The organism is Pseudomonas fluorescens, assembly GCF_902498065.1.
In the GTDB taxonomy this organism is placed as follows: domain Bacteria; phylum Pseudomonadota; class Gammaproteobacteria; order Pseudomonadales; family Pseudomonadaceae; genus Aquipseudomonas; species Aquipseudomonas fluorescens_BJ.
In genome coordinates this window covers 13,010-29,373 of the sequence record NZ_CABVIR010000014.1, presented here as the reverse complement: position 1 = coordinate 29,373, position 16,364 = coordinate 13,010, and the positions used below count along the sequence as shown (strand labels likewise).

General features: G+C 60.3%; 11 protein-coding genes, 1 pseudogene and 1 riboswitch. Of the genes and pseudogenes, 10 read left to right on the top strand and 2 right to left on the bottom strand.

The annotated features are described in order from the left end of the window. Positions 1 to 75: pseudogene (locus F8N43_RS29740) on the top strand (amino acid ABC transporter ATP-binding protein); the annotation flags it as partial. A 245-nt stretch (positions 76 to 320) separates the two neighbouring features. Next, entirely contained in the window at positions 321 to 1,301 is a 981-nt protein-coding gene (locus F8N43_RS29075) for a GlxA family transcriptional regulator (RefSeq protein ID WP_010457247.1), read from the top strand. A gap of 8 nt (positions 1,302 to 1,309) precedes the next feature. On the opposite strand, the gene F8N43_RS29070 is transcribed toward F8N43_RS29075, so the two are convergent. Then, positions 1,310 to 6,025 (bottom strand): dermonecrotic toxin domain-containing protein, encoded by a 4,716-nt coding sequence (locus tag F8N43_RS29070; RefSeq protein WP_150654708.1) that lies wholly within the window; start codon positions 6,023 to 6,025, stop codon positions 1,310 to 1,312. A 288-nt stretch (positions 6,026 to 6,313) separates the two neighbouring features. Here F8N43_RS29070 and F8N43_RS29065 point away from each other — a divergent pair, with 288 nt between their 5' ends. The 7 genes from F8N43_RS29065 (at position 6,314) to astE (ending at position 14,183) form a co-directional block, all read left to right on the top strand. Then, positions 6,314 to 7,534 (top strand): aspartate aminotransferase family protein, encoded by a 1,221-nt coding sequence (locus tag F8N43_RS29065; protein ID WP_150633311.1) that lies wholly within the window; start codon positions 6,314 to 6,316, stop codon positions 7,532 to 7,534. 228 nt (positions 7,535 to 7,762) lie between these two features. After that, on the top strand, positions 7,763 to 8,782 hold the full coding sequence (aruF, locus tag F8N43_RS29060; RefSeq protein ID WP_150633312.1) for an arginine/ornithine succinyltransferase subunit alpha: 1,020 nt from the start codon (positions 7,763 to 7,765) through the stop codon (positions 8,780 to 8,782). 70 nt (positions 8,783 to 8,852) lie between these two features. Beyond that, a complete protein-coding gene (gene astA / locus F8N43_RS29055; RefSeq protein ID WP_017340222.1) occupies positions 8,853 to 9,878 on the top strand; it encodes an arginine N-succinyltransferase in 1,026 nt (341 codons plus the stop codon). Beyond that, positions 9,875 to 11,344 carry a succinylglutamate-semialdehyde dehydrogenase gene (gene astD / locus F8N43_RS29050; RefSeq protein WP_191630166.1) on the top strand — a complete coding sequence of 490 codons (1,470 nt, stop codon included), beginning with the start codon at positions 9,875 to 9,877 and terminating at the stop codon, positions 11,342 to 11,344. Before astA ends, astD begins: the two co-directional genes overlap by 4 nt. Positions 11,345 to 11,505: 161 nt before the next feature. After that, entirely contained in the window at positions 11,506 to 12,852 is a 1,347-nt protein-coding gene (gene astB, locus F8N43_RS29045) for an N-succinylarginine dihydrolase (protein ID WP_150654707.1), read from the top strand. A 20-nt stretch (positions 12,853 to 12,872) separates the two neighbouring features. Beyond that, on the top strand, positions 12,873 to 13,160 hold the full coding sequence (locus F8N43_RS29040) for a hypothetical protein (RefSeq protein ID WP_008033108.1): 288 nt from the start codon (positions 12,873 to 12,875) through the stop codon (positions 13,158 to 13,160). A 12-nt stretch (positions 13,161 to 13,172) separates the two neighbouring features. Beyond that, the gene (gene astE, locus F8N43_RS29035; protein ID WP_150633316.1) at positions 13,173 to 14,183 is read left to right on the top strand and encodes a succinylglutamate desuccinylase; all 1,011 of its coding nucleotides are present in this window, start codon (positions 13,173 to 13,175) and stop codon (positions 14,181 to 14,183) included. Between the two features lie 116 nt (positions 14,184 to 14,299). On the opposite strand, the gene F8N43_RS29030 is transcribed toward astE, so the two are convergent. After that, positions 14,300 to 14,809 (bottom strand): 6,7-dimethyl-8-ribityllumazine synthase, encoded by a 510-nt coding sequence (locus F8N43_RS29030; protein WP_150633317.1) that lies wholly within the window; start codon positions 14,807 to 14,809, stop codon positions 14,300 to 14,302. A 114-nt stretch (positions 14,810 to 14,923) separates the two neighbouring features. Next, a riboswitch (FMN riboswitch) is annotated at positions 14,924 to 15,094 on the bottom strand. 197 nt (positions 15,095 to 15,291) lie between these two features. Here F8N43_RS29030 and ltaE point away from each other — a divergent pair. After that, positions 15,292 to 16,296: a low-specificity L-threonine aldolase gene (ltaE, locus tag F8N43_RS29025; protein ID WP_150654706.1), complete on the top strand. Its 1,005-nt coding sequence runs from the start codon at positions 15,292 to 15,294 to the stop codon at positions 16,294 to 16,296. Positions 16,297 to 16,364: the final 68 nt, after the last annotated feature.

Here is a 16,364-nt window from a genome sequence, read left to right as displayed (position 1 = left end):
GGCAACCCGCGCGAGGTGCTGGTCAATCCACAGTCCGAGCGTCTGCAGCAATTCCTCTCGGGCAGCCTGAAGTAAACCGAACTCCCGTTGCGCACCGGGATAGTGCATGCTTCGCAACCTGAAGGCCGGCTCCGATCCCTGTGGGAGCTGGCCTGCCAGCGATAGCGGTATGTCTGCACCAGAGATGTTATTTGACCCACCGCTATCGCTGGCAGGCCAGCTCCCACAGTTTGATCTGTGTTGGTTTTGAGATTTGCGTTCATTTCCGGGCTAGCATTGGCCCATGCCTTCATCACTGTTTTCGTTTCGGATTGCCCGCCATGACTGCCCATCGAATTGGTTTCCTGATTTGGCCCAGCACTAAAGCACTGACGCTTGCGCTGGCTGAGGAGGCCTTGCGTGTTGCCCAGCGTGTGCATCCGGACGTGGTCTACGAACTGTCGTTTTTGCAGGCCGAACCGCCGACCGAAGGCGCCTGGCAATTGCCGGGTGAGCCGTGGGCCGGCAAGCTCGAAAATTTCCAGAAGCTGTTCCTGCTCGCCGATGAGCCGCCGACCACACTCGCGCCGGCGCTCAGCAGTTCGCTGAAACAATTGGTGCGTGCCGGTTGCGTGATCGGCGGTCTGTCGGCCGGTGTTTACCCGTTGGCGCAGCTCGGTTTGCTCGACGGTTATCGCGCTGCCGTGCACTGGCGCTGGCAGGACGATTTCGCCGAACGTTTCCCGAAAGTCATCGCCACCAGTCATCTGTTTGACTGGGATCGCGATCGTCTGACCGCGTGCGGCGGCTTGTCGGTACTCGATCTGTTGCTGGCCGTGCTGGCCCGTGATCACGGCGCCGAATTGGCCGGTGCTGTGTCCGAAGAATTGGTGGTCGAACGCATCCGCGAAGGCGGCGAACGCCAACGCATTCCGCTGCAGAACCGTCTCGGTTCCAGCCATCCGAAGCTCACCCAAGCCGTGCTGCTGATGGAAGCCAACATCGAAGAACCTCTGACCACCGACGAAATCGCCCAGCACGTGTGCGTGTCCCGTCGGCAGCTGGAGCGCATCTTCAAGCAATACCTCAACCGCGTGCCGAGCCAGTACTACCTGGAACTGCGCCTGAACAAGGCCCGGCAGATGTTGATGCAGACCAGCAAGTCGATCATCCAGATCGGCCTGTCGTGCGGCTTCTCTTCGGGGCCGCATTTTTCCAGTGCCTACCGCAACTTCTTCGGCGCCACGCCACGGGAAGATCGCAACCAGCGGCGCAGCAGCAGTCCGTTCGAGTTGTCGTCGGTGCCATCGGAACGAGGCTGACGGCCGTCTTACTCGTCGATTTCGGACCCCTCCGAGGATGAAGTCTGCAGCTCACCTCGGTTGATCACCTCTTCAACACCGAAATCCGCGCCCGTGCTCTCGAAGTAGTCGATCAGCCGTAACACGCTTTCCTCGGAAAACGGATTGCCTCGAAGATTGATGTTTTCTGCCACTTCCACGGGCACTTCCATGATGTCGCTCGGTATGTCGGTGATGGCGTTATCGCTCAGGTCGGCCCAATCCAGTTCCTCCAGCTGCAGCAGGCCCCGGGGTACTTCGGTGATGCCGGTCTCGGCGAGCAGGACGGTGGCGATCCCCTTCATTTGACTCAGATCGGGCGTGTGGCCCAAAGGGTTGGCGCTCAAATCCAGATAGTCCAGCTGTTCCATTCCTGCCAATGCGTTTGCCGACTCCGCTGACAAAGTGATGCGGCATTCAGGCAGCGACAGTGACCGCAGTCTCCCCATCTTGAACACCGCCTCGGGAAGGGTGCCGAGGTCGCATTCTTGAAGTCTCAGGCTTTTGAGGTTGGGGAAGGCGTCGAGGAAGCGTCCGATCCGGGTCACGCCATCGACACTTTGCAGTTCCAGCGCCGAGACATGGCTGAAGTCGGCGCTGAGGGTTGGCAGCTCTCCGGTTATTCGGGAATTGATGACCAGATCGAACGTTGGTTCGAGTGAATCATTGAAATCGTCCACATCGGTCTGATGCCGCCAGCATTGCTGCAGCGTTTGCATGAATTCATCGCGGTTGGCGTGCTCGACAAACAGTTGGCGTTCATTGAACGGTTCGCCCGTGCGTGGGTGGAGCGGCGGCAGGTCGGCGGTCCATGCCGCCAGGTCGCTGCTCAACTGAGCGAGCTCCGTTTCCAGCCTGGTCAGTTCTATCCGGCCCTCTTCCAGGGTCCCGGGCAATTCGTAGACGAAGTCGCTGGCCTGCTCGACTTCCATGTTCGGGTAAAGCGCCCTGACACGCTCGATATCTGCCTCGGGGGCATAGACGCCCAGATCGTATGAGGTTTCGAGGTAATGCAGCTTGATGAGTTGTCGAACGCTGTCAACGAGCGGATTGTCCGACAGGTGTATGCCACGCTTGTCGTAGACCACGCTGTCGAACAACCCGGCAGGCAGCTCGGTGATTCGGTTATTGATCAGCATGAGCGCGTCGAGCCTGGGATGCGTGACGACGCTGGCGGGGATTTCAGTCAGACCGGTTTCGCTCAGGTCCAGGTGCACCAGTTCAGGCATGGATTCGATGCCGGGAGTCGTGGCGAATGGATTGCGGAACAGGTCCAGCATCACCAGTTTTTTCAATGAGGTCAGTCTTGACCAAGTGGCGGCGTCGAACCTGATCGCGCAGTCTTGGAGCAGCAAGGCATCGAGGTTGGTCATCTGTGGGATGGCCTCGGGCAGGGTGTCCAGGGAGAAGCGCTGTAAATCCAGGCGACGAAGGTTATTGAAGCGTTGCAGAAACCCGTGAATGCCTTGCTCTGCGCGACTGCCTTCAAGGGCGAGCAGGGAGACGTGGCTGAAGTCTGCCGTCAGAACCGGCAGGTCACCCAGAATCGGTTCCGCGAACCGCAGCACGTATCGGTCACTGCTGTCCGCAGAGTCCAGGTCCCGGTCTGACTGCCTGCGCCAGCTGCGCTGGATTTCCTGGGCCAGCAACCGTCGGTTGTGCTGCTGGGCCTGTTGTTCCAGCTCGCTCAGTGGAAGCCTGGTTTCGGGGTGCACGGTGGGCGCTTCGTTTATCCAGCGACCCAGATCCTCGTGCAGCCGTTCCATTTCATTGCGCAGGCGCGAAAGCTCAACGCGAGCGCCATCGGGGTGGCGTTGCAAGCGGGCGACCATGGCGAGGAGTTCATCCTGGGGCAGACCTGGATACACCTCGAGCACCCTGTCATTGAGCGTCGGTGTCCGGCCACCGATTCGCTTGTAACCCTCCGTTCCTCCGGGCAGACGCATGGTCGTCGGGTCATAGAAAGGTTTCCTGTTGGGGTGCTTGGCCAGTAGCTTGCGCAACTCCGGTTGGTTCTGTGCTTGCCGAACGATGCGTTGTTTGAGTGTCGGGCCGTCTTCGGCGGAAAGGCCCATCGCGTTGCGCTCCGTTTCCGGCAATGCCTGAAGGATGGCCTGATAAAAGTCCCCCGGCAGCTCAGTGTTTTCATGGACCTTGTAAGTGCCGTCCTCGGCGTACACCAACGTCCTGAGGAGGGGCGCGTCGGGCTGGCCGATGCTGTCGCGCAACGTCCCTTCATGGGAAAACTCCCTGACCTCGATGCGCAGGCGAGCGGGCCAGCCGGGCAGTGACTCAAGCGTGTGCAGGGCCAGGCGATGGGTGTCCGCCGTCTCCATGCCCTCCAGATAAAACCCCTCGTAGGCTCTGGCGACACGCACCGCGTCCATGGCTTTCAGTGCTACATCCTTGAGCCGTTGCGGCAAGCGCCCGCTGTGCATTTGTTTCAGCTCGGTGCCGGTTGCGTTGCTCACCAGTTCTTGCGCGATATCCGTGGGCAGTCCGCGCACTTCGCCTTGCAGCAGTTGAACATGGCGGTCGTCGGTTTTTTCGAGTTCGCGGTAGCGAGACTGGAACAACGATGAGCGCTGATTCAACGCCTGATAGCGATCGGGATGTTCGCTGCCGGTCTGTTCGACCAGTGCCTGAATGTCGCGGTCGATTTTGAAGCGCTTGATCGTGTCGGTCAGTAGCGAAGGCGGGCGCTGATTCTCGACATGCATCTCGCGCAACACGTTGTCGTGAAAACCACTGATCTGCAGGATTTGCTCGCGCTCGGCACCGCTGAACGATTCGACGCTCTGGCCGAGTCGACGCAGCACGGTTTCCCGGTCCCACGTCAGCGGTCGCTCCAGCAGGGTCTGCCAGGCGCCATGATGGTTGTGGCGCAGAGCGGGCTGGTAGGCATCGGCCCGGTTCGGGTGTTGAATCTGAAAGCGGCCAGTCTTGCTGTCCGGTTTGACCGAGTAGAGTTTGTCTTCAATGCGAGCCAGCGTTTTGCCCTGATGCTGATACAAGCCGAGAGGGTCGCGTGTGGCCGTGTCCGGCAAATCAACGGATTGTTCGTAAGGGGTCAGATCCTGTTTCCAGTATCGGGTTTTTCCTGTGGCGGTTTCGACCGGTTTGAGCGGGGAAATCAGTGTCACCGCCTCGCGAGACATGAGGCCGTTGAATGCATTGGCCGCCATGGCGCCGCCCACCACGAACGTCCCGAGTTCAACCACCGTTTCAACGATCGTCATCAAGTGCCCGAATGCTTCGGTTTTCAGGCCTTCAGCCCAGTCGATGATGCCTTCGAACGTGTCGTCGAGCACTTGGTAGGCCATGTAGCCCAACATTATTTCGCCCAGAAACGGAACAAAGGGCAGAGCAGCGAACGACGCCACTTCAAGGATCTTTTTCGCGACATTGCTGAAGGCGTCCCATGACGCCCACCGTGCCGTTCGGTCGGCACTGGCGGTAGAGACCGCGAGGCTGCGTGCGTCATTGAGTATTTTGTTCAGTTGCTGCTGGTAGAGGTGCGTCCACAGATCGTTTCTGATCGAGCTCACCGAGAACTGCAGGTTGGGGTTGTCGATGGGGGTGTCGCGCCAGCTCGGCAGCGGATCACCGCGCTGGTGTTCATGCCAGGTGACCGCGCTGAGACGGCTGTTGAGGTCGGCGAAAAAGTGTCCTCGTTCCTGATGATCGATGAACCGGCTGAAGAACGCCTGATAAGCCGGGGCGCGCAGTTTGCGGGTCAGTTCGGTCATGAACGCCAAGGTGTCGGGGTACTGTTTGAGCGGATGTTCCGGGTCATCGGGGATGTAAGCGATGATCCGTGATCGTTGGGACGTGAGCTCAAGCCTCGGCGCGAAAATGACAATGCCCGTCAGCGTTGAAGACATGATTTTCAGGTCGTGACAGTGCAGTCGCCAGTTGTCCAGTCCCACGTTTTCGCGACCCTCGATAATGTCGAGAATCGACTGATGGGCATCCAGCGGCAGGTCGCCCCGGGCCTGGGCCATGTGCAGGGCTGAAAGCAGGGCGGCCTTGTGCGTCTTGATCACGCTCGCCTTCAACACGGCAGCCACTACCGGGTTGGTCGATCCCAGATATTCTTTGAGGTAAGTCTCGTATCGACCGCCGATATCCAGTTCCCTGCACAACCGGGTGAAGTGCTGAATGGAGAGTTGGCGCTTGATCGCCGGCAACGTCTCGAATTGTCCCGTGGACAAAGGTTCTGTGATGAACGTCGAGGCGGATTCGTAGGCCTCTGCTTCGCTTTCCGAATCCTGAAAGTTGTGCAGGGCGGCGTCGAGCAGCGATACCGTCCAGGTGCGCGCGGCACCGGTCTTGATCGGGAACCACGGAATGGTCTGCGGGATGTACAGGCGCAGGAAAGTCGTCTTGACGTCCAGGTCCAGGCCGTAGCGGGTTTTCAATGCGTCTCGCAGAAGCGGTTCGGCAAAGTCCCGGGCGTTCTGCAATTTATTCAGCATCGATTCCAGGTGGTTGCGCTGGGTCAGGTAGTGCGTGTTGGCTGCTTTCAGGGCCTGATGCTGCTGGCGGGTTGCCTGGGTGTGCCAGTCAGGAATGGCCAGCGGCGCGCTCTTGAGCGCGCGGCGGGTGGCGGGCGACGTTGTTAATACCCAGTCGGGCAGATTGTGGAAGACATGCTGAAAATGCGTGTCTGGCTGAGCCGTAAGCTCGGATTCATGTTGGGTCATTGCGCTAATCCCTTAGCGTTTGGATGGACGCGCAGCAAAACAGACGATGAAGCAGGGTGTGCGGTACATAATTACCGCATCGCTTCACAAGCCTGCCTATAACCTGTGCCGCCGGTTTAAACTGCGCCTTTGCGACGCTATATGTCGCATTGCCGTAAACCCGGCTGAAACCGGGGTTTGCGCTATAAGAAGTTGTCGCTTGGCGGCAAGGCCGGGCTGAAAACTGTCCTTACAATCCCCCTCATCGCTCGCCAGTTTCAGGCGAGTGTTCCTTTTCAGGAGACTCCGATGTCCGTTGAGCACGCTGCGGTAGAACGCGCCGATTTCGACCAGGTAATGGTTCCCAACTATGCGCCTGCCGCCTTCATTCCTGTGCGTGGCGCCGGTTCCCGCGTTTGGGACCAGTCTGGCCGCGAGCTGATCGACTTCGCCGGCGGGATTGCCGTTAACGTATTGGGCCATGCGCACCCGGCGCTGGTCGGTGCCTTGACCGAACAGGCGAACAAGCTGTGGCATGTGTCCAACGTGTTCACCAATGAGCCGGCCCTGCGCCTGGCGCATAAGCTGATCAACGCGACCTTCGCCGAGCGTGCGTTCTTCTGCAACTCCGGCGCCGAAGCCAACGAGGCCGCGTTCAAGCTGGCCCGTCGCGTCGGTTTCGATCGGTTCGGCAGCGAGAAGTACGAAATCATCGCCGCGCTCAACAGCTTCCACGGCCGTACCCTGTTCACCGTGAACGTCGGTGGCCAGTCGAAGTACTCCGACGGTTTCGGTCCGAAAATCACCGGCATCACCCACGTGCCGTACAACGATCTGGCCGCGTTGAAAGCCGCCATTTCCGACAAGACCTGCGCCGTGGTCCTGGAACCGATCCAGGGCGAGAGCGGTGTCATCCCGGCCGAACTCGAATACCTGCAAGGCGCCCGTGACCTCTGCACCGCGCACAACGCGCTGCTGATCTTCGACGAAGTGCAGACCGGCATGGGCCGTACCGGCAAGCTGTTCGCCTACCAGCAATACGGCGTGATCCCGGACATCCTGACCAGCGCCAAGAGCCTGGGCGGCGGTTTCCCGATCGCGGCGATGCTGACCACCGAAGACCTGGCCAAGCATTTGGTCGTCGGCACCCACGGCACCACCTACGGCGGCAACCCGCTGGCGTGCGCAGTGGCCGAAGCGGTGATTGACGTGATCAACACCCCTGAAGTGCTGGCCGGCGTCAATGCCAAGCACGACAAGTTCAAGGCGCGCCTGGAACAGATCGGCGAGAAATACGGCCTGTTCACCAAGGTGCGTGGCATGGGCCTGTTGATCGGTTGTGTGCTGAGCGATGCCTGGAAAGGCAAAGCCAAGGACATCTTCAACGCCGCCGAGCGCGAAGGCCTGATGGTGCTGCAAGCCGGCCCGGACGTGGTGCGTTTTGCGCCAAGCCTGGTGGTTGAAGATGCAGACATCGACGAAGGTCTGGACCGTTTCGAGCGCGCTGCGGCAAAACTGACGCAAGCCTGATAGACCCTTCGACGCCTGACCTTTCAGGCGTCGATCCCAATTTTTGTTTCGGGCTGGATCAAAAGTGTGGGAGCTAGCCTGCTAGCGATGAGGGCCTGATAGCCAACATCATTGTTGCCTGACAGGACGATATCGCTAGCAGGCTAGCTCCCACAGTTGACTCTGAGTTGTTTCAGGGGTGGCCCGGGATTTTTTATTTCGTAAGTTTTGAGAGAAAGGAGTGACACCATGCTGGTGATGCGCCCCGCGCAAATGGCTGATCTGGGCGAGGTACAGCGTCTGGCTGCGGACAGCCCGATTGGTGTCACTTCCTTGCCGGATGACGTTGAACGCCTGAGCGACAAGATCGCCGCGAGCGAGGCCTCGTTCTCTGCCGAAGTCAGCTTCAACGGCGAAGAGAGCTATTTCTTCGTGCTCGAAGACACCGCCACCGGGAAACTGGTCGGCTGCTCGGCCATCGTTGCCTCGGCCGGTTATTCCGAGCCGTTCTACAGCTTCCGTAATGAAACCTTCGTGCACGCTTCCCGCGAGCTGAAGATTCATAACAAGATCCACGTGCTTTCGCAGTGCCACGACCTGACCGGCAACAGTTTGCTGACCAGTTTCTACGTGCAGCGCGAGTTGGTGGGTTCGCCGTGGGCGGAGCTGAACTCCCGTGGCCGCTTGCTCTTCGTGGCCAGCCATCCGGAGCGTTTTGCCGATTCCGTGGTGACCGAGATCGTCGGTTACAGCGATGAAAATGGCGACTCACCGTTCTGGGACGCCATCGGTCGCAACTTCTTCGACCTCAACTACGCTGAAGCCGAGCGTCTGTGCGGTCTGAAGAGCCGGACCTTCCTCGCCGAGCTGATGCCGCATTACCCGATCTACGTGCCGTTGCTGCCGGACTCCGCGCAAGAAGCGATGGGCCAGGTGCACCCTCGGGCGCAGATCACTTTCGACATCCTGATGCGCGAAGGCTTCGAGACCGATCACTACATCGACATTTTCGACGGTGGCCCGACCCTGCATGCACGTGTCTCGGGGATCCGTTCGATCGCCCAGAGCCGTGTGGTGCCGGTGAAAATCGGTGAGCCGGTAAAAGGCGCCGGTCGTCAGTACCTGGTGGCCAATGCACAGTTGCAGGATTACCGCGCCGTGTTGCTCGAGCTCGATTACGCGCCGGGCAAACCCGTGACCCTGGATCTGGAAGCGGCCGAAGCCCTGGGCGTCGGCGAAGGTGCGAGCGTGCGCCTGGTAGCGGTTTAACGACTGCTTTTATTGCCTGAAAAGCAGAGAGTTTCGCGGGTGGCGCAAGCGGCCCGTTTGAGGAGATAGCATGATCGTTCGTCCCGTACGCAGCAGCGATTTACCCGCTCTGATCGACCTGGCCCGCAGCACCGGCACCGGCCTGACCACCTTGCCGGCCAACGAAGAACGTCTGGCCCACCGGGTCGGCTGGGCCGAGAAGACCTTTCGCGGCGAAGCCGGGCGCGGCGATGCGGACTACCTGTTCGTGCTCGAAGACGATAACGGCCGCGTGGTTGGGATTTCCGCCATCGCCGGCGCCGTCGGTCTGCGTGAGCCCTGGTACAACTTCCGGGTTGGCCTGACGGTCAGTGCGTCCCAAGAGCTGAACATCTATCGCGAAATCCCGACGCTGTTCCTGGCCAACGACCTGACCGGCAACTCTGAATTGTGCTCGCTGTTCCTGCACGCCGATTACCGCACGGGCCTCAACGGTCGCATGCTGGCCAAGGCGCGGATGCTGTTCATCGCCGAGTTCCCGCAGCTGTTCGGCAACAAGATTATCGCCGAGATGCGCGGCGTGTCCGACGAAGCCGGGCGTTCGCCGTTCTGGGAAAGCCTTGGTCGTCATTTCTTCAAAATGGAATTCAGCCAGGCCGATTACCTGACCGGCGTGGGCAACAAGGCGTTCATCGCCGAACTGATGCCGAAATTCCCGCTGTACACCTGCTTCCTGTCGCCGGATGCGCGCAACGTGATCGGTCAGGTCCACCCTGACACCGAGCCGGCGCTGTCGATGCTCAAGAGCGAAGGTTTCAGCTACCAAGGCTACGTCGACATCTTCGACGCCGGCCCGGCGGTGGAATGCGAAACCGGCAAGATCCGCGCCGTGCGCGACAGTCAGGCGCTGGTGTTGGCCATTGGCACGCCGGGTGACGACGCCACGCCGTTCCTGATTCACAACCGCAAGCGCGAAGACTGCCGCATCACTGCTGCGCCAGCACGCTTCGCCGCCGGCACGTTGGTCGTCGATCCGCTGACCGCCAAACGTCTTCAACTCAACGCCGGCGATCAGGTGCGCGCCGTTCCGTTGTCTGCTGCCAGGGAGTCGAAATAATGAATTCGCTATACATCGCAGGTGAATGGCTGGCCGGTCAGGGTGAAGCCTTCCAGTCGCTGAACCCGGTGACCCAGCAAGTGCTGTGGACCGGCGAGGGCGCGACCGCCGCTCAGGTTGAATCGGCCGTTCAGGCTGCTCGTCAGGCCTTCCCGGGCTGGGCCCGTCGCACCCTGGATGAACGCATCGCCGTGCTGGAGGCTTTTGCCGCCGCGCTGAAAAACAACGCCGACGAACTGGCGCGCTGCATCGGTGAAGAAACCGGTAAACCGTTGTGGGAAGCGGCGACTGAAGTGACCAGCATGGTCAACAAGATTGCGATCTCGGTGCAGAGCTACCGCGAGCGCACCGGCGAGAAGAGCGGCCCGCTGGGCGACGCCACCGCCGTGTTGCGCCACAAGCCGCATGGCGTGGTCGCGGTGTTCGGTCCTTACAACTTCCCGGGTCACTTGCCCAACGGTCACATCGTGCCGGCGCTGCTGGCCGGTAACAGCGTGCTGTTCAAGCCGAGCGAACTGACGCCGAAAGTCGCCGAGCTGACGGTCAAGTGCTGGATCGAAGCCGGTCTGCCGGCCGGCGTGTTGAACCTGCTGCAAGGCGCTCGCGAAACCGGTATCGCCCTGGCGGCGAACCCGGGCATCGACGGTCTGTTCTTCACCGGTTCGAGCCGCACCGGCAATCATCTGCACCAGCAGTTCGCCGGTCGTCCGGACAAAATTCTGGCATTGGAGATGGGCGGTAACAACCCGCTGGTGGTCGATGAGGTCGCTGATCTCGATGCTGCCGTTTACACCATCATCCAGTCGGCGTTCATCTCCGCCGGTCAGCGTTGCACCTGTGCTCGCCGCTTGCTGGTGCCGCAGGGAACTTGGGGCGACACGTTGCTGGCGCGTCTGGTGGCGGTCAGCTCGACCATTGAAGTCGGTGCGTTCGATCAGCAACCGGCGCCGTTCATGGGCTCGGTGATCTCCCTCGGTGCGGCGAAAGCCTTGATGGATGCACAGGAACATTTGTTGGCCAACGGCGCCGTGGCGCTGCTGGAAATGACTCAGCCTCAGGCGCAAGCCGCGTTGCTGACCCCGGGTATTCTGGATGTCACGGCAGTGGCCGATCGTCCTGACGAAGAGCTGTTCGGTCCGTTGCTGCAAGTGATCCGCTACGCTGATTTTGAAGCGGCGATCGCTGAAGCCAACAACACCGACTATGGCCTGGCGGCCGGTCTGCTGTCGGATTCCGAAGCGCGTTATCAGCAGTTCTGGCTGGAAAGCCGTGCCGGTATCGTCAACTGGAACAAGCAGCTGACCGGTGCCGCGAGCAGCGCACCGTTCGGCGGCGTCGGCGCCTCGGGCAACCATCGCGCCAGCGCCTATTACGCCGCAGATTACTGCGCGTACCCGGTGGCTTCGCTGGAAACGCCGAGCCTGACGTTGCCTGCATCGCTTACGCCTGGCGTGAAGATGGCGTGATGCCCATCGCCAGCAGGCTGGCTCCCACAGTGATTGGGTCGTACACAAAATGTGTGAACACCACCGACCCTGTGGGAGCCAGCCTGCTGGCGATGGCCGCAACGCGGTCTTACTGAATAGTTACTGAAGCCATAACAACAGATTCTCGTGGAGCCTCGCTGATGAAATCCTATGAAGTCAATTTTGACGGTCTAGTGGGGCCGACCCATAACTACGGCGGCCTGTCCTACGGCAACGTCGCGTCCCAGAGCAACAGCCAGCAGTCTTCGAACCCGAAGGAAGCCGCGCTGCAAGGCCTGGCGAAAATGAAAGCGCTGATGGAAATGGGCTTTCAACAAGGCGTTCTCGCACCGCAAGAGCGTCCAGACGTCGCCGCCCTGCGTCGCCTGGGCTTCAGCGGCACCGACGCGCAAGTGATCGAGCAAGCCGCCAAAGATGCGATGCCGTTGCTGGTCGCCAGTTGCTCGGCATCGAGCATGTGGGTGGCCAACGCCGCCACGGTCAGCCCTAGCGCCGACACCGCCGACGGTCGCGTGCATTTCACTGCCGCCAACCTCAACTGCAAGTACCACCGCAGTATCGAACACCCGACGACCAGCCGTGTGCTGGGGGCGATGTTCGCTGATCAGAAGCACTTCGCTCACCACGCGGCGTTGCCGGCCGTGGCGCAATTCGGGGACGAAGGCGCGGCCAACCACACGCGTTTCTGCCGTGAGTACGGTGAAGCCGGCGTCGAGTTCTTTGTGTTCGGTCGCAGTGCGTTCGATACCCGCTATCCAGCGCCGCAGAAGTACCCGGCGCGCCAGACGCTCGAAGCGTCGCAAGCGGTTGCCCGTCTGCACGGCTTGAGCGACGACGGCGTGGTCTACGGGCAGCAGAATCCTTCGGTGATCGATCAGGGCGTGTTCCACAACGACGTGATCGCGGTGGGTAACGGCGAAGTGCTGTTCTATCACGAGGACGCGTTCCTCGACACCGACCAGATGCTGGCCGAGCTGCAAGGCAAACTGGCCAAGGTCGGCGGGAATTTCCAGTCGATCTGCGTTCCGCGTTCTGCGGTCACCGTGGAAGACGCGGTGCGTTCCTACCTGTTCAACAGCCAGCTGCTGTCGCGTCCTGATGGCTCGATGCTGTTGATCGTGCCGGAAGAGTGTCGTGGTAACGAGCGCGTCTGGCAGTACCTGCAAGGTTTGACCAGCTCTGGCGGCCTGATCCGCGAAGTCAAAGTCTTCGATTTGAAGCAAAGCATGCAGAACGGCGGTGGCCCCGCGTGCCTGCGCCTGCGCGTCGCATTGAATGAAACCGAACTGGCGGCCGTCAACCCAGGGGTTATCATGACGGCACCGTTGTACGGCACGTTGACCGAATGGGTCGACAAGCACTACCGCGACCGCATGACCGAAAACGATCTCGCGGACCCGCAATTGCTGCTTGAGTGCCGGACGGCACTGGATGAACTGACGCAAATCCTTAAACTGGGCGCGGTTTATCCATTCCAGATCAATTGAACGTCGAGAGCGTAAAACACATGAGCGATACCCTGCAGCTGATCCTTGAAGACACCGACGGCACGCAACTGGAAACTTCCTGCACCCGCGTCGCGGTCATTTGGCAAGGCAAAGAGCTGTGGATTCAGCACGACGGCCGCGGCCAACTGCTGATCGGCGTGGACGTCGAAGAAGGTGACGCTGAATACGCCAACCTGCTGCTGCGCCCATTGGCGACTAATCTGGTAAGTCTGCAACTGGAAATGGAACCGGCTGAAGTCGGCGACGAAGACCACGTGCACGGCCCGGATTGCGCACACGACCATTAAGGAAACCGCTCTATGCTCGCCCTCGGCAAACTGCTTGAACTGACCCTCGCCGGCCGCGAACCGGCGGAGAAGACTCAACTGACTGTCGAAGGCGTGCGGATGCGCTGGTTGAGCGAAGGTGCGCTGGAAGTCCGGCCACCTGAAGCTCGGGATAACGGCCTGGACCTGCTGCTGTCGGCCGGCATCCATGGCAACGAAACAGCACCGATCGAGTTGCTTGATCGCCTGTTGCATGACATCGCCCGCGGCGACTTGAAGCCGCGCGCACGCATTCTGTTCCTGTTCGGCAACCCGGAAGCGATTCGCAAAGGCGAGCGTTTCATCGAGCAGGACGTCAATCGGCTGTTCAACGGCCGTCACGAACAAACCAGTGGTTCCGAAGCTCTGCGCGCTTGTGAGCTGGAACGGTTGGCCGCGAGTTTCTTCAGCCTGCCGGATCGTGAACGTCTGCACTACGACCTGCACACGGCGATTCGTGGCTCGAAAATCGAGCAGTTCGCCCTGTATCCGTGGAAAGAAGATCGCCAGCACTCCCGTCAGGAGCTGGCACGCCTGCGCGCCGCCGGCATGGAAGCCGTGCTGCTGCAAAACAAGCCGTCCATCGTTTTCAGTTCCTACACCTACGACAAGCTCGGCGCCGAATCCTTCACCCTTGAGTTGGGCAAGGCCCGGCCGTTCGGGCAGAACGACGGCGTTAACGTCTCTTTGCTGGAAACCCGCCTCAAACAGATTATCGAAGGCTCCGAGCCGGAACTGACCGAAGCGGCGCTGGATGGATTGCAGTTGTTCAGCGTGGCACGGGAAATCATCAAGCACAGCGACAGCTTCCGCTTGAACCTGCCGGCGGACATCGAGAACTTTTCGGAACTGGAAGTGGGTTATCTGCTGGCCGAAGACATCGCCCAGACGCGGTGGATCATCGAGGAGGAGGGCGCCCGGATCATCTTCCCGAACCCCAAGGTGAAAAATGGCCTGCGCGCCGGCATCCTGATCGTGCCGGCCACCGACGAAAACCTGGCCTGAGTTCACCGCAAACGTGGGAGCTAGCCTGCTAGCGATTGCAATGTGTCAGTCACTCTGGTTGTCGACTGATATTCCGCTATCGCCAGCAGGCTGGCTCCCACAGTTATGTCCGGTGTTTAGACGGCTACCGCGCGGTGCTCACTGCGACGCAACGCGCGCAACTTCTGCAACGTATCCGCACACGTCTTCGCCGCTTCCTGACCCTTGTGCACAAAGTGCTCGAAGAAGAACTTCTGGTGTTCTTCGCCAGCGTGGAAGTGGTGCGGTGTCAGGGACACGGAGAATACCGGCACTTCGGTTTCCAGCTGAACCTGCATCAGGCCGCTGACCACCGACTGGGCGACGAACTCGTGACGATAGATCCCGCCATCCACCACCAGGGCTGCCGCGACGATGCCGGCATAACGCCCGGTCTTGGCCAGCAGTTTGGCGTGCAAGGGCATTTCAAAGGCGCCGCCGACTTCAAAGAAATCAATGTCGGATTCGTGATAACCCTGGGCAATCATTTCGGCGACGAAGCCCTTACGGCTCTGATCGACGATTTCCTTGTGCCAGCAGGCCTGGATGAACGCAACGCGCTCGCCCTGATGGTTTTTGCTTTTGCTGTCGATTGCGGTGGGTTGCATGTTCTGACTCCTGTTTATGTAAAAAACAGGGCATATGAATCGAATGGGATTTAAGGGTACGCAGGCACAAATGCCTGCGGACGGCGCTTTGGTATAGAGCCTAGGCGGCGCCAATCCCGTTCTCTCTTCATCCGGACTATGACCGTCGGCCCCGGGATCACACCGGGTCTGCTGACCTTGTCGCCAGTCACCGCCGAAGCCGTGCTGTCGCCAAGCGCTCGCGGGCTATGCGCATTGCGCGCAATTACCGCCGGTGGGGAGTTGCACCCCGCCCTGAGAACGTTTTGCCGTCAGATTATCTGGCGGCGCAGCGTTTTTATCACATATTTCCCACCTGTGCATTGCTGCTATCCGATGATTGCTATCGACTTTTTCGCTCGCTTGATCAGCCTTTTCCTCGTCCAAGGGTTGATTATTCGTCGTCATGACCGCAGTAATTCCATTCCGAAAGGGATTTTCCCCTGCTTACCGAGGCCAGATTCATGAGCGTTATCGATCTTCGCAGCGACACCGTCACCCAGCCGACTCCAGGGATGCTCGACGCAATGGCCACCGCGGCCACCGGTGACGACGTCTACGGTGAAGATCCGACGGTCAATCGACTGGAAGCCGAGCTTGCCGATCGGTTGGGTTTTGCCGCGGCGCTGTTCGTGCCAACGGGCACCATGAGCAATCTGCTGGGCTTGATGGCGCACTGCGAGCGCGGCGATGAATACATCGTTGGCCAACAGGCGCACACGTATAAGTACGAAGGTGGCGGCGCGGCGGTACTGGGTTCGATCCAGCCGCAACCGCTGGAAGTGCAGGCCGACGGTTCGCTGGATCTGGCTCAGGTGGCGGCGGCAATCAAGCCGGACGACTTCCATTTCGCCCGCACCCGTTTGCTGGCGCTGGAAAACACCATGCAGGGCAAGGTGCTGCCGCTGGAGTATCTGGCCCGGGCTCGCAGCTTCACTCGCGAACACGGGTTGCAACTGCACCTCGACGGCGCTCGCCTGTACAACGCGGCGGTCAAGCTGGGTGTCGATGCCCGGGAAATCACGCAGCACTTCGATTCTGTTTCGGTCTGCCTGTCCAAAGGCCTGGGCGCGCCGATCGGTTCGGTGTTGTGCGGCTCGGACGAGTTGATTGGCAAGGCGCGCCGTCTGCGCAAGATGGTGGGCGGCGGTATGCGTCAGGCGGGTCTTTTGGCGGCTGCGGGGCTGTACGCACTGGATAACAACGTCCAGCGTCTGGCCGACGACCATGCCAACGCGCAATTCCTCGCGGACGGACTCCGAAAAGCAGGTTACGAAGTCGAACCGGTGCAAACCAACATGGTTTATGTGCAGATGGGCGACAAGGCCGAGGCGATCAAGGCCTTTGCCGCCGAGCGCGGGATCAAGCTCAGCGCCGCCGGCCGCCTTAGAATGGTCACGCACATGGACGTCAGCCGTGCGCAAATCGAGCAAGTCATCGCGACATTCGTCGAGTTTTCGCGCAACTGACCGCGTTAGCCGTCCAATTGACCGTTTCTATCGTATAAACACGCTGTACCCCGCGCGCAGGGCCGATA

What these genes read in the sequence shown, in the direction of transcription:
- F8N43_RS29075 (WP_010457247.1), top strand. Translation starts at nt 321, where the DNA reads ATGACTGCCCATCGAATTGGTTTCCTGATTTGGCCCAGCACTAAAGCA.
- F8N43_RS29070 (WP_150654708.1), bottom strand. Translation starts at nt 6,025, where the DNA reads ATGACCCAACATGAATCCGAGCTTACGGCTCAGCCAGACACGCATTTT.
- F8N43_RS29065 (WP_150633311.1), top strand. Translation starts at nt 6,314, where the DNA reads ATGTCCGTTGAGCACGCTGCGGTAGAACGCGCCGATTTCGACCAGGTA.
- aruF (WP_150633312.1), top strand. Translation starts at nt 7,763, where the DNA reads ATGCTGGTGATGCGCCCCGCGCAAATGGCTGATCTGGGCGAGGTACAG.
- astA (WP_017340222.1), top strand. Translation starts at nt 8,853, where the DNA reads ATGATCGTTCGTCCCGTACGCAGCAGCGATTTACCCGCTCTGATCGAC.
- astB (WP_150654707.1), top strand. Translation starts at nt 11,506, where the DNA reads ATGAAATCCTATGAAGTCAATTTTGACGGTCTAGTGGGGCCGACCCAT.
- F8N43_RS29040 (WP_008033108.1), top strand. Translation starts at nt 12,873, where the DNA reads ATGAGCGATACCCTGCAGCTGATCCTTGAAGACACCGACGGCACGCAA.
- astE (WP_150633316.1), top strand. Translation starts at nt 13,173, where the DNA reads ATGCTCGCCCTCGGCAAACTGCTTGAACTGACCCTCGCCGGCCGCGAA.
- F8N43_RS29030 (WP_150633317.1), bottom strand. Translation starts at nt 14,809, where the DNA reads ATGCAACCCACCGCAATCGACAGCAAAAGCAAAAACCATCAGGGCGAG.
- ltaE (WP_150654706.1), top strand. Translation starts at nt 15,292, where the DNA reads ATGAGCGTTATCGATCTTCGCAGCGACACCGTCACCCAGCCGACTCCA.